Below are 12,173 nucleotides of genomic sequence, written 5' to 3' on the forward strand. Positions count from 1 at the left end.
CCATAGGGAGTCAGACACATGTCCAGCATCAGCACCCCAACCACCACCTCCGGTCACAGCCGCCGGAACCAGGATCTGCCCCCGCGGAGTCGGCGCGCGAAAGGCCATCAAGGGCCACGTCCCCGGCATCCGCGCAGCAAGCGTCGCGTTGAGCCCATCTTCTATGTCTTCCTCGTGCCCAGCCTCGTCCTTTTCACCCTGGCCATCACCGTCCCTGGCATCATCGGAATCTTCTTCAGCTTCACCAACTCGATCGGCATTGGCGACTGGGACTTTGTTGGCCTGACCAACTACATTGCGATTTTCAGTGACCCAGCCATCCTGCAGAGCTACCTTTTCACCTTCGGCTTCTCCATAGTGACGGTCATTGCCGTCAATCTGGTGGCTTTCCTTCTTGCCGTCGGGCTCACCGCGCGCATCCGTATGAAGACGGCGCTGCGGACCATCTTCGTCATCCCCATGGTGGTTTCGGGCATCATCATCGCCTACGTCTTCAACTTCCTGTTCTCCAACTCCCTGCCATCGCTCGGTGCCGCAACAGGAGTTCCCTGGCTGGAAAGCAGCCTGCTCGCCAACCCGGACCTTGCCTGGATCGCAGTTGTGCTTGTCACTGCCTGGCAGGCGGTCCCAGGGGCCCTGCTCATCTACATTGCCGGGCTTGTGGCCGTTCCCGGAGATGTCTATGAGGCGGCGGAAATCGACGGTGCCGGCAAATTCCAGCAGTTGGTGAAGATCACGCTTCCCTTGGTGGCCGGTTATGTGGTCATCAACATCATTCTCGGGTTCAAAGGCTTCCTCAACGCCTACGACATCATCGTGGGGCTGACAAACGGAGGCCCGGGAACCTCAACCAGAAGTATCGCGATGACTGTTATTGCCGGATTCAATGGCGGCGACTACGCCTATCAAATGGCCAACGCCACGATCTTCTTCGTGGTGGCCATCCTGATCTCTCTTGTACAGCTCTCGCTGACCCGCGGACGGAATGCACTCTAATGACCAACACCTCGATGACCACCAAACCGGCCTCCAGCAAATCCGGCACCAAAGTTGAACGCGTCAACTGGCCGGCAACCACTGTCCTGGTCCTCTGCGCAGTGACCGTGCTCCTTCCCCTGTATGTCACCGTTTCCATGGCGTTCAAGACCCAGGGGCAGGCGGTGGACGGCAATGCTTTCTCCTTTCCCGCCCCGTTCAGCCTCGACGGCTTCGTCCAGGCCTGGACCCTGACGAACTTCCCCGTGGGAGCGGCGATGTCGTTGCTGGTGACAGCCGGGACGGTGTTGGCCACGATCATCCTGGCTGCCTTAGCCTCGTACGCGATCGTGCGCAACTGGGAGCGGCGGATCTTCAGGTATTCCTTCTTTTACCTTCTGGGCGCAATGTTCATTCCCTTCCCCGTGGTTGCCTTGCCGCAGATCCAGCTCACCGGCCGCCTCGGCCTGGACAACCCGTTCGGCGTTATCCTGCTGGCCACCATGTTCCAGTTGAGTTTCAGTGTGCTGCTGTTCACTGCGTTCCTCCGGTCCATCCCCATGGAACTGGAAGAGAGCGCCAGGATAGACGGCGCAACCACCTGGCAGACCTTCTGGAAGCTGATTTTTCCGCTACTGGCACCCATGAGCGCAACAGTGGGGATCTTCGCGTTCCTGTACGCGTGGAATGACTTCATGATGCCGTCGTTGATTATTTCCGATCCGGCAATGCAGACGCTCCCCGTGAGGCAGAACCTGTTCCAGACGCAGTTCAGCAACAACTACCACGTGTCCTTCGCGTCCTACCTGATGGCGATGGCACCGGCGATTGTCGCGTACCTGTTCACGCAGCGATGGGTCATGGCCGGCGTGACGCAAGGCGCGGTCAAGGGCTAACCATTGTTGACCTTCCCGGGCAGCCGTTTCATACTGGTCGGGAAGATAAATTTAGAATCTAAATCAAAGGAGTTTCGTGAGTACTTCCGCCACCCAGGCACACCGTACAGACGCCGGCCGCATGTCCGATCCGAACTGGTGGCGCCAAGCGGCCGTCTATCAGATCTACCCGCGCAGCTTCTACGATGCGAACGGTGACGGGCTCGGTGACCTCAAGGGCGTCACGGCCAAAGTCCCGTATTTGAAGGAGCTGGGGATCGACGCCGTCTGGCTGAGCCCGTTCTATCCTTCCGCGCTCGCGGATGGCGGCTACGACGTGGATGACTACCGCAATGTGGACCCGAAGCTGGGTACCCTGGAGGACTTCGACGAGATGGCCGCAGCCCTGCATGCCGCCGGCATCAAGATCGTGGTGGACATCGTTCCCAACCACTCCTCGGACCGTCATGAGTGGTTCAAGGAAGCCCTGGCCTCGCCCAAGGGCTCAGCGGCACGCGAGCGCTACATTTTCCGTGACGGCCGGGGCGAAAACGGGGAACTGCCGCCGTCGGACTGGGACTCCGTGTTCGGTGGACCCATCTGGGACCGGATCACCGAGCCTGATGGCACGCCCGGACAGTGGTACATGCACATCTTTGCCAAGGAGCAGCCGGACTTCAACTGGGAGAACCCGGAGATCAGGGAAGACTTCCTGAAGACCCTGCGCTTCTGGTCGGATCGGGGCGTGGACGGTTTCCGCATCGACGTAGCCCACGGCATGGCCAAGGACCTATCCGAGCCGTTGCCCATGAAGGCTGACTTGGAAGCCAAAGCCCATGGCACGGACGGTTTCACGGACGGTTCACACCCGTTCTGGGACCGTGATGAGGTGCATGAGGTTTACGCCGAGTGGCGCAAGCTCTTCAACGAATACAACCCGCCGCGCACCGCCGTCGCCGAGGCCTGGGTCCACGAGTCACGGCGCTCCCGTTACGCCAGCCCCGAGGGACTGGGCCAGGCGTTCAACTTTGACCTCCTGCAGTCCGACTACGACGCCGGGTCGTTCCGGAAGATCATCACGGACAACCTCGTGGCTGCCAAGGAATCGGGGGCCTCCTCCACGTGGGTGTTCTCCAACCACGATGTTGTCCGCCATGCCACCCGTTACGGCCTGCCCAAGGGTGGATCGGTAGCGCAGGGAACCAATGCGGCGCAGGACATCACCGGCGGCGAACCCAAGGGCCAGGACGGCAAGGGCTGGCTGCTGGCCGGCGCACCGGCTGAAGAGCTCGACGTCGAACTCGGCTTGCGTCGTGCCCGCGCCGCGACGCTCCTGCTGCTCGCGCTTCCCGGTTCTGCCTACCTCTACCAAGGTGAGGAACTCGGCCTGCGCGAAGTCGCCGAAATTCCTGACTCCGAACGCCAGGACCCGTCCTTCTTCCGCAACCCCGGCGTTGAGATTGGCCGTGACGGTTGCCGTGTACCGCTGCCGTGGACCGCAGAAGGCCCGTCTTTCGGTTTCGGTGCGGGTAAAGCACATCTTCCACAGCCGGAGTGGTTCAAGGACTACGCAGTTTCCACGCAGGACGGAGTGGAAGGTTCCACGCTGGAGCTTTACAGGAAGGCACTGCACTTGCGCAGCGAACTCCAGACCAGCGAGGAACTTGAATGGGTAGAGACCGCGAACCAGGACGTGCTGCACTTCAGCCGCCCGGGTGGCTGGCACGTCATCACTAACTTCGGCAGCGAAGCTGTTGAACTGCCTGCAGGGGACGTAGTGGTAACCAGCGGTCCGCTGGAGGATGGCAAGCTGCCTTCGGACACCACCGCATGGATTGTCAGCAACGCGTAAGCGCCGGGGACAAGACGGGACACCGGGGCTGAATACTGAAGTCATGACGAATGCGAACGGGCGGGGACGCCTCATATACGGCTGCATGGGACTCGGCGGCCCGTGGGATGGTACCTCCTACGGCGCCGGGGAGATTGATCAGGCCGCTGCGGTGGTTGAAGCCGCCCAGGGGATTGGCATTGAACTTTTCGATCATGCGGATATCTATCGCAGCGGAAAGTCCGAGGCCGTCTTTGGTGAAGTCCTCGCCCGTTCGCAGGGTCTGCGGGAGAAGATCCAGCTGCAGACCAAATGCGGAATCAGGCTTGGGGAGCGCGGACTCCAGACGCACTACGACCTCAGCCGCGAGGCCATCCTTGAACGGGTCAACGGGAGCCTCAAACGACTCCAGACGGATTACGTGGACGTACTGCTCCTGCACCGGCCCGATCCGTTGATGGACCCGCGCGAGGTGGCGGACGCCGTCGGGCAGTTAATGGCGGAAGGCAAGGTGCGGCAGTTGGGCGTGTCCAATATGTCCGGCGCCCAGATCGCCTTCCTGCAGGATGAACTGGCAACGCCCATCGTGGCGAACCAGCTGGAAATGAGCCTGCTGCGCCGGGACTGGCTGGAGAGCACTGTGCTGGTCAACCACGCAGAAGGGCCGGGGTACAGTTTCCCGCACGGAACCCTGGAGCACTGCATGGCTGGGGGAATTGAACTTCAGGCGTATGGTTCTTTGGCGCAAGGGCGCTATACGGGTGCACCGGCTGCGGAATTATCGCCGGCGGAATCGGCGGCCGCGGAGATGCTTGAAAAATTGGCGGGGGAGAAGGACACCACGCCGGAGTCAGTGCTGCTGGGCTGGCTGATGAAGCACCCGGCCGGCATCTCGCCGGTGATCGGCACTACCAATCCCGGGCGCATCAAGGCATGTAGCGATGCCGCGGCTGTGGCTGAGGACATGACTCGTGCCCAGTGGTATGGACTGTGGGTGACAGCCCGGGGAAACAACATCCCCTAACCCCGGTTTTAACCCAACTGAGTCGCAGTTGTGCGCGCCATGACCTCTCAAAACGCGCACAACTGCGACTCAGTTGGGTGGGGACAGCAACACATGGCTAGGAGGCGCTGCTGATCGGAGCCACCACGGAGTAGCTGCTCGAGTCACCCTGCAATGCCTGGCTGGGCTTGCCGTCGATGCTCACCGGAATGTCGCCCGCGATGGTCACGCGGTTGAGCTTGCGCGGCTGGCCATCGTAGTTGTCCGGGGCACAATGCTGGGTGATGCGATTATCGAACAGGACCACCTGGTTGGGCTCCCAGTTCACCCTGACCACGTTCTCCGGACGCGTCACGTAAGCCTGCAGCAGGCGGATGATGTCCTTGGATTCGGTGTTGGACAGGCCCACAATCCGTAGCCGCTGCGCGAAGCCCCCAATGAACAATCCGCGCTCGCCGGTCAGGGGGTGGACCCGCACCACAGGGTGGGCGGTTTCGAACTTCAGACGGGTGAACTCTTTGCGCCGCTCTTCGGCGTTGGAGTGCTCCAGGTTCTTGGGCACCGAGTAGTCATAATCATTGGTGTGGATGGCCCAAAGGTTATCCGCGAAGCTGCGCAACTCCTCCGGGAGGTCCTGGTAAGCGCCGGCAGAGGAGGCAATCAACGTCTCGCCACCGTAGGCAGGGAGATCAATACTGCGCAGCGTTGAAGCCTGCGGCGGGTTGACCACGAACGTGACGTCGGTGTGCCAGTTGTTGGCCGAGCCGTTCTCGCTGTCTACGGGAAGGACGTTCTCCTCGCCGTCCACCGAGGCCACCGTGGGATGCGCCTTGGTCAGCGGCCCGAAGTGCGAGGCGAACTTTACCTGGGCCTCGTCATTGAAGATGTTGGCTTCGCGGAACACCAACGCTTTGTGCTCGTTGAGCGCTGCCCGGATCTGCGCCACAGTTTCTTCGCTCAGGTCTCCGCTGATATCCAGCCCGCGGATTTCGGCGCCGATACGGGAGCCCAGCTTGGCGAACCCGAGTTTGGTTTCGGTAATGACGGTCATGATGTGTTCCTTACTTGTTGTGATGGTTGCGGCAGGCGCCCCGGGTTGGTTCCGGGAAGCGGGTTGGTTCCAGGAAGATGGTGGTTCCGGGAAGCTGGTTGGTACTAGGCACCGGCACCTACGGCGGTCCGCCAGCGGGAGAAGTGCCGTTCAAGGGCCACCAGCAGGAAGTTCACGCCGAGGCCCAGCAAGGACACCGTGAGGATGCCCGCATACATATCCGGGATCAGGAAGCTGCTTTGGGCGTTCACGATCAGATAACCCAGCCCGGCTTTGGCTCCGACCATTTCCGCCGCGATCAGCACCAGGATGGACGCCGTGCCGGCCATACGGATGCCAGTGAAAATCGTGGGAACCGCGGATGGCAGGATGACCTTCTGGAACAGGCGGAAGCTGTTGAGCCCCAAAGAACGTGCTGCCCGGATCAGGAGCGGGTCCACGGTCTTCACCCCGGCAATGGTGTTCAAGAGCACCGGGAAGAACGCGGCGTAGGCCACGATGCTGATCTTCGATTCCTCGCCGATCCCCAGCAGCAGCGTGAACACCGGAAGCAAAGCCAGCGCAGCAGTGTTGCGGAACAGCTCAAGCAGGGGGTTCAGGACCGAGTTCAGCCGCCCGTACCAGGCAATGAGCAAACCCAGCGAGACCCCGGCCACCAGTGCCGCCCCGAAGCCTGCCACCGAACGGGTGAGGCTGGCCGCGATGTGCCCTTGGATGGTGCCTGCTTCGAAGAGCTTGCCCCATGCAAGGAGCACTTCATGGAGTGGCGGCAGGAACACGCGGGTGGAGGGGCTCGCCAAGTACGTCGGGCCCAGCTCCCACAGCGCCAGGAAAACCAGGACGGCTGTGGACTTCCAGAGGACGGAACCGGCAGCGGAGGCCACCCGCCGCAGTCTGCCGCGCACCGGCGTCGTGCGTTCAGCAGCATCCTGAGGTGAACGTTCGACGACGACCGTTGGGTCAGCTGTGGCGCCCGCCTTGGGAGCGGCTTCTGTTTCAATGAGCGTGGTGGTCATCAGGCCGCGCTCCTTTCGATGGTGGTTGCGGGTTCGTCCGGTGCGCTGCCGTCCGGCAGGATTTTTCGGTGGCCGGCGTCCTGGGCACGGCGGACTTCGTCGTGCAAAAGGGTCCAGACCTGATGGCGGTGCTCAACGAAAGCAGGGTTGGAACGGATGTCCTCGTCGCTTTCACGGTCCGGAATGGTGATGTCCACGATTTCCTTGAGGCGGCCCGGCCGGGCACTGAGCACAGCAACGCGCTCGCCGAGGTAAACAGCCTCGTCAATGCCGTGCGTGATGAAAACGATGGTCTTGCCCGTGGCTTTCCAGATCCTGAGGAGCTCATCCTGCAACTGCTCGCGGGTCTGGGCATCCAAGGCGGCGAAGGGTTCGTCCATCAGCAACACGTCCGGCTCGTAGGCCAGGCTGCGGGCGATGGCCACGCGCTGCTTCATGCCGCCGGAGAGTTCGTGCGGGTAACGGTCTTCGAAACCTGCCAGCCCCACGAGCGCCAGGTATTCGCTGGCTTTGGCAGCCCGTTGGCGCCGGTTGAGCTTGGTTCCATCCGGACCCGTGCCTTCGAGCCCGATCGAGACGTTGGCTGAGGCCGTCCGCCACGGGAACAACGCATACTGCTGGAAGACGACGGCCCTGTCCTTGCCCGGCCCCGTCACAGGCTTGCCATCGACCAGTACCTCGCCGGAGGTCGGCGTTGAGAGGCCAGCCAGCAAGTCCAAAAGCGTGGTCTTGCCCGAACCGCTGGGCCCCACCAAGGTGAGGAATTCGCCGTCGCGGACGTCCAGGCTGAGGGAGTCGATGGCGGTGAGCCGGGTGGCGCTGGTGGTCTTCGTGGCCCGGACCGTGAATTCCTTGGTGACGTTCCGGAGGCTGATTTTCGCGGTCATGACTATCCCTTCTTCGAGGCGAGATCGTTGAACTCGTTCGTGTAGTACTTGGAGGGCGTGAGCTTGTCCTTCACAATTCCCGAGGCGTTCAGCCACGCCTCCCAACGGGTGAAGTCCTCGTCCTTGATCACGCCCGCGTCCGGGACGCCGGGGCTCTTCCAGAACTTCAGGTTGGCCGTGCTTTCGTTGCGGCCGCGGCTCTCGATGATCTTGGCAAAGCGGGCAATGACTTCCTCCCGGGGCGTCTCTGCGGCCCACTTGATCGCTTTGGCAACTCCGGTGGTGAACGTCCGGGTGGTGGTGGGGTTCTTCTCGATGAAGTCGCTGCGGAGCACAATCTGGCCGCCGGCGAAGGTGCCGAACAGCTCCACGTCACTGAAAAGGGAACGCAGGCCGCCGGCTTCGATGGCCCTGTCCTGCAGCACACCGCCCAGCGTTCCGGCGTCCACCTGGCCGCGGCGGATCGCTTCCTCGGTATCGTTCGGCGCCAGGGGGACCAGCTGTACCTGCTTGATCTCGTCCTGGCTCAGGCCGTTCTTGGTCAGCCAGGTATTGATGACCGCTTCATGGTGGGCGCCCAAGGTGTTGACGGCGATCTTCTTGCCGATCAGGTCCCGGGGCTCCTTGATGGTGCTGTCGGCCTTCACGTAATACCCGCTGAAGGTCTTCTCGTCCGAGCCGTAGTAGTTGGTGACAGCCCTGACGGGGGCTCCGGCCTCGATGAGTTTCACCACCGCCCCGGAGAAGGCGCCGCCAACGTCGGTCTGGTTGGTGGCTGCGGATTGGATGTCTTGGGGTCCACTGGTGGTGTTGCCTACCCAGTTCAGTTTCAGGTCGCCCAGGTATCCGAGGTCCGCGGCAAGTTCGGGGAACGTCACGTTGTTGGCTGATCCCTGGTAGCGAAGTTCCTTCACTTCGTTTCCGGCCTGGCCGGTTTGTCCGGCCTCGGCTGCACCGCCGCAGCCGGACACCGTCAGCGCTAGTACGACGGCGGCCGCGACGCTCAGCAGGGGCAGATGCAGTTTCATGGGAGCTACTTTCGATGGATTGCAGGGTGTTGGGCGGCCGGCTTATGTGGAACGTGTGCAACGGCTTGGGAACGATGAAAGCCCATGGTGGTGCTGTGTGGGAAGTGCCCGGGTAACGGCCGGAAACGCTGCGAAACAGCCCGAAACAGGGCGAAATCCTGGGCCTTCCCTGGCAACCGGAGGACACAAAGACGCTGCGTTGAGTTCCATGAACAACAGCTACGCGTCAGCTGCACATGACTGGCGCGGACGTCGTCGGGCCTTCATACTGAGGGACCCCACAGTCATATGGGGTTTAGTTCGTATTGATCCTCACAACCGGGCGCATTTCTTCGCCCTGCGAGCCGCCGGGCGGATACGGTAGATACATGACGTCTAGCATCGCCGCCGAGTCCATTCGGCCCACCCGCAACATTCCCGCCGACATTGCCCGTTCGTGGCTCCTTGTGAACGCCATGAAAACGGAGCTCTTTGATGAATCCGCGGGTTCACGTGCAGACGCCATCATCCTTGACATCGAAGACGCCGTTGACCCTTCGCAAAAGGACGCAGCCCGTGAAAACGTCGTGAACTGGCTGACCGCCGGTGGACAGGCGTGGGTCCGCATCAATGACGCCACCAGCCCGTTCTGGGCCGACGACCTCGCCGGCCTCCGCGGCACGCCGGGCTTGCTCGGCGTGATGCTGGCCAAAACCGAATCCGCAGACCAGGTCACTGAGTCCTACCACCGCATGGACGGCAAGACTCCCGTGATTGCCCTGGTTGAGTCCGCCCTCGGCATCGAGGAAGCCAACCACATTGCCCGCGCCCAGGGTGCGTTCCGCCTCGCTTTCGGCTCCGGCGACTTCCGCCGCGACACCGGCATGGCAGCAACACCGGAAGCCATGGCCTACCCGCGGGCCAAACTGGTGGTCGCCAGCCGTGTCGGTAACCTGCCGGGCCCCATCGATGGCCCCACCGTCGGTACCAACCACCCCATCCTGCGTGAGCAGACGGGCATCACGGTGACCATGGGCATGACCGGCAAGCTCTGCCTGGCCATCGACCAGACCACCGTGATCAACGAGGTCATCAGCCCCACGCCGTCGGATGTTGCCTGGGCCACGGACTTCATGAACGACTTCGAGGCCAACGGCCGGGTCATCCGCGACGGCTCCGACCTCCCGCGTTTGGGCCGCGCCGAGAAGATCATGAAGCTTGCAGTGGCTTTCGGAGTCCAGCCTTCCCTGTAGGCATGCTGGTTCACGGAGTCGTTTGGGACTCTTCGTCCCCTTCCCTGCGTATGTTCACACCGGACGCGGGGTTCACTGATATTGCGTTGGCCCGGGGCTCAGCCCTGGGCCTGCGCGTTATCCCGGGCTTATGGTGCCTTGGACACACTAAAGTCCACGGGCCGGGGGATCGCACGCACGTTCCTTGCCGCGGTAGTTCCCCAGCAGAACGTGGGAAACAATGCGGGGCCTGTTTTGCCCGGGACGACTCCCGGCTGATGCACGATTTCCACCGTGGCACCTCCGTTCCCGCCGGGCTCCGTGCCTACCTCATGCAGCCGCACTGGCTCTACGTCGCCACCTTCGCCAACGGTGCCACCAAAGTAGGCACGGCCTCCGCGCCGCGAAAGTGGAACCGGCTTGCTGAGCAGGGCGCCGTGCACGCTTCCTATGTGGCCCACGCCGAGGACGGCCGGGTAGTCCGCGTCCTCGAGGACATGGTCACCCGCGAGCTCGGCCTCGTCCAACAAGTCCGTTCTGGCTCCAAAGTGGCAGGCCTGGTGGAGCCGCGTGCCGGCGTCGAGCTTTTGGCATTGAACCGGCAGCATGCCGGCCGGGTGCGCGAGTTGCTAGGCGGCCTGGCCATGACCGGTTATGCCGTTGTGGAGGAAGAGTGGGAACGGCCTGAGTTGGCAGAACGGCTCTGCACCGCCGGTGCCGGTGGCCGCCATCCATACCCGGCAACCTTCGACGCCGGCGGGCATGGCCTGCGCGTCCACGCCCTGTCCGGCGCCATCGCCCTGGCTGGTCTTCCCGACGCCTCGGGTAACGAAATCGAGGGCAGCTTCGTGGCGGACCTGGGCGCCCTGAAGGGCAGGAAGATCGAGTTCGGCCCGCACCTGACGGAAATCCCGGCGCTGCAGGACTCCTTGTTCTAGTTCCTCCGCCGAGGGGCGACGTCTCTCTCCGCTGAGGGGCGACATCTCTGACCGCCGAGGGGCGACATCTCTGACCGCCGAGGGGCGAGCTCTCGGGAGTATGAGCCCATCTTTCCCTTGAGAGCCAACCCCTCGGCAACGCACGCTGATGCACCAGTAGACTTGGACGGTGCTAGACGAATTCTGGGCCAACGCCTCCACTGCTTACAAAGTCCTGGTGTTCAGCGCCATGGGGCTGATCGCTGTCGGACTCATCTTGTCCATTGTCGGGAACACCTCCGGGAACCAAGGCCTTGCGATGGCTTCGCTGCCGATCATTGGCGTGGGCCTGCTCCTGCACGTGGGCGGACTCGTGGTCCGGGGCCAGAAGATCCGCAAGGGCTATAAAAAGTAATCCATCACCGAACTTCGTGCTCCCGGATCAAGGCGCTGCCCCCGGCCCCCGCAGCCCGATAGGGTTGGAGCATGAGTATCAATCCGGACCTGCAGGGCCGAAGCTACCCTGCCGCAGAGGTATACGACGTCGGTCGTGAAAAGATCCGCGAGTTCGCCAAGGCTGTGAAAGCCGGCAACCCCGCGCACTTCGATGTCGAGGCCGCCAAGGCCTTGGGCCACAGTGACCTCGTAGCCCCGCCAACGTTCGCCATCATCGTCGCCCAGCGTGCTGACGCCCAGCTGGTCCAGGACCCGGAGTCGGGCATCGATTTTTCCCGCGTGGTCCACGCCGACCAGCGGTTCACGCACCACCGCGCCATCGTTGCCGGTGACCAATTGGTCGCCGAGCTTCATGTGGACGGTGTACGTGCCATGGGCGGCGGAGCCATGATCACCACGCGCTCCGAGATTTCCACCGTGGCAGGCGAAAAGGTCGCAACCACCACCTCATCCATCCTGGTCCGCGGAGAGGGACAGTAACCATGAGCTCCACATTCGAAGAACTGACGGTCGGCCAGGAAATCGGCACCCGCAGCATTGACGTCACCCGCCAGGACCTGGTCAAGTACGCAGGGGCTTCGGGCGACTTCAACCCGATCCACTGGAATGAGTCGTTCGCGACCTCCGTGGAACTGCCGGGCGTCATCGCCCACGGCATGTTCACCATGGGTGCCGCCGTGCAGTTGGTGAGTGACTGGGCAGGCGATCCCGCCGCCGTCGTCGACTATCAGACCCGCTTCACCAAGCCTGTCCTCGTAACCGACACGACCGGAACCGATGACGCCGGTGCTGTCATCGACGTCACCGGTGTTGTAGGAGCGCTCGACGCCGACGCCCGCACCGCGCGTATTGACCTCACCGTCATGGCGGCCGGACAGAAAGTCCTCATGAAGTCCCAGGCGGTTGTGAAGGTCTCTTGAACC

13 protein-coding genes are annotated in these 12,173 nt (G+C 62.6%); 9 read left to right on the plus strand and 4 right to left on the minus strand.

All coding sequences use genetic code 11. From position 1 onward, the window contains the following. The first annotated feature begins 18 nt into the window (after positions 1–18). From M1D51_RS06070 to M1D51_RS06085, 4 genes are all read left to right on the plus strand, one after another. Positions 19–996 carry a carbohydrate ABC transporter permease gene (locus M1D51_RS06070; RefSeq protein ID WP_458108930.1) on the plus strand — a complete coding sequence of 326 codons (978 nt, stop codon included), beginning with the start codon at positions 19–21 and terminating at the stop codon, positions 994–996. Further along, the gene (locus M1D51_RS06075; RefSeq protein WP_458108931.1) at positions 996–1,871 is read left to right on the plus strand and encodes a carbohydrate ABC transporter permease; all 876 of its coding nucleotides are present in this window, start codon (positions 996–998) and stop codon (positions 1,869–1,871) included. The genes M1D51_RS06070 and M1D51_RS06075 overlap by 1 nt, the downstream gene beginning before the upstream one ends. A gap of 76 nt (positions 1,872–1,947) precedes the next feature. After that, on the plus strand, positions 1,948–3,702 hold the full coding sequence (locus M1D51_RS06080) for a glycoside hydrolase family 13 protein (RefSeq protein ID WP_458108932.1): 1,755 nt from the start codon (positions 1,948–1,950) through the stop codon (positions 3,700–3,702). A 43-nt stretch (positions 3,703–3,745) separates the two neighbouring features. Then, positions 3,746–4,705 carry an aldo/keto reductase gene (locus tag M1D51_RS06085; protein WP_458108933.1) on the plus strand — a complete coding sequence of 320 codons (960 nt, stop codon included), beginning with the start codon at positions 3,746–3,748 and terminating at the stop codon, positions 4,703–4,705. 97 nt (positions 4,706–4,802) lie between these two features. Here M1D51_RS06085 and M1D51_RS06090 read toward each other — a convergent pair whose 3' ends face one another. The 4 genes from M1D51_RS06090 to M1D51_RS06105 all read right to left on the minus strand — a co-directional run bounded on the left by M1D51_RS06090 (position 4,803) and on the right by M1D51_RS06105 (position 8,666). After that, on the minus strand, positions 4,803–5,735 hold the full coding sequence (locus tag M1D51_RS06090) for a TauD/TfdA dioxygenase family protein (protein WP_458108934.1): 933 nt from the start codon (positions 5,733–5,735) through the stop codon (positions 4,803–4,805). Positions 5,736–5,839: 104 nt separating this feature from the next. Further along, the gene (locus tag M1D51_RS06095) at positions 5,840–6,751 is read right to left on the minus strand and encodes an ABC transporter permease (protein ID WP_458108935.1); all 912 of its coding nucleotides are present in this window, start codon (positions 6,749–6,751) and stop codon (positions 5,840–5,842) included. Further along, a complete protein-coding gene (locus M1D51_RS06100; RefSeq protein ID WP_458108936.1) occupies positions 6,751–7,638 on the minus strand; it encodes an ABC transporter ATP-binding protein in 888 nt (295 codons plus the stop codon). Before M1D51_RS06100 ends, M1D51_RS06095 begins: the two co-directional genes overlap by 1 nt. A 2-nt stretch (positions 7,639–7,640) precedes the next feature. Further along, on the minus strand, positions 7,641–8,666 hold the full coding sequence (locus M1D51_RS06105) for an ABC transporter substrate-binding protein (protein WP_458108937.1): 1,026 nt from the start codon (positions 8,664–8,666) through the stop codon (positions 7,641–7,643). A gap of 368 nt (positions 8,667–9,034) precedes the next feature. On the opposite strand from M1D51_RS06105, the gene M1D51_RS06110 reads away from it, so the two are divergent. From M1D51_RS06110 to M1D51_RS06130, 5 genes are all read left to right on the plus strand, one after another. Then, a complete protein-coding gene (locus tag M1D51_RS06110; protein ID WP_172324648.1) occupies positions 9,035–9,898 on the plus strand; it encodes an HpcH/HpaI aldolase/citrate lyase family protein in 864 nt (287 codons plus the stop codon). A gap of 2 nt (positions 9,899–9,900) precedes the next feature. Further along, the gene (locus M1D51_RS06115; protein WP_458108938.1) at positions 9,901–10,815 is read left to right on the plus strand and encodes a DUF2797 domain-containing protein; all 915 of its coding nucleotides are present in this window, start codon (positions 9,901–9,903) and stop codon (positions 10,813–10,815) included. Positions 10,816–10,984: 169 nt separating this feature from the next. Continuing rightward, positions 10,985–11,209 (plus strand): DUF3188 domain-containing protein, encoded by a 225-nt coding sequence (locus tag M1D51_RS06120; protein WP_172324652.1) that lies wholly within the window; start codon positions 10,985–10,987, stop codon positions 11,207–11,209. Between the two features lie 71 nt (positions 11,210–11,280). Next, the gene (locus M1D51_RS06125; RefSeq protein ID WP_172324654.1) at positions 11,281–11,730 is read left to right on the plus strand and encodes an FAS1-like dehydratase domain-containing protein; all 450 of its coding nucleotides are present in this window, start codon (positions 11,281–11,283) and stop codon (positions 11,728–11,730) included. A gap of 2 nt (positions 11,731–11,732) precedes the next feature. Beyond that, on the plus strand, positions 11,733–12,170 hold the full coding sequence (locus M1D51_RS06130) for a MaoC family dehydratase (protein WP_458108939.1): 438 nt from the start codon (positions 11,733–11,735) through the stop codon (positions 12,168–12,170). The last annotated feature ends 3 nt before the right edge of the window (positions 12,171–12,173 follow it).

It is taken from the genome of Arthrobacter sp. R3-55 (assembly GCF_054161505.1).

What these genes read in the sequence shown, in the direction of transcription:
- M1D51_RS06070 (WP_458108930.1), top strand. Translation starts at nt 19, where the DNA reads ATGTCCAGCATCAGCACCCCAACCACCACCTCCGGTCACAGCCGCCGG.
- M1D51_RS06075 (WP_458108931.1), top strand. Translation starts at nt 996, where the DNA reads ATGACCAACACCTCGATGACCACCAAACCGGCCTCCAGCAAATCCGGC.
- M1D51_RS06085 (WP_458108933.1), top strand. Translation starts at nt 3,746, where the DNA reads ATGACGAATGCGAACGGGCGGGGACGCCTCATATACGGCTGCATGGGA.
- M1D51_RS06090 (WP_458108934.1), bottom strand. Translation starts at nt 5,735, where the DNA reads ATGACCGTCATTACCGAAACCAAACTCGGGTTCGCCAAGCTGGGCTCC.
- M1D51_RS06095 (WP_458108935.1), bottom strand. Translation starts at nt 6,751, where the DNA reads ATGACCACCACGCTCATTGAAACAGAAGCCGCTCCCAAGGCGGGCGCC.
- M1D51_RS06100 (WP_458108936.1), bottom strand. Translation starts at nt 7,638, where the DNA reads ATGACCGCGAAAATCAGCCTCCGGAACGTCACCAAGGAATTCACGGTC.
- M1D51_RS06105 (WP_458108937.1), bottom strand. Translation starts at nt 8,666, where the DNA reads ATGAAACTGCATCTGCCCCTGCTGAGCGTCGCGGCCGCCGTCGTACTA.
- M1D51_RS06110 (WP_172324648.1), top strand. Translation starts at nt 9,035, where the DNA reads ATGACGTCTAGCATCGCCGCCGAGTCCATTCGGCCCACCCGCAACATT.
- M1D51_RS06115 (WP_458108938.1), top strand. Translation starts at nt 9,901, where the DNA reads ATGCTGGTTCACGGAGTCGTTTGGGACTCTTCGTCCCCTTCCCTGCGT.
- M1D51_RS06125 (WP_172324654.1), top strand. Translation starts at nt 11,281, where the DNA reads ATGAGTATCAATCCGGACCTGCAGGGCCGAAGCTACCCTGCCGCAGAG.
- M1D51_RS06130 (WP_458108939.1), top strand. Translation starts at nt 11,733, where the DNA reads ATGAGCTCCACATTCGAAGAACTGACGGTCGGCCAGGAAATCGGCACC.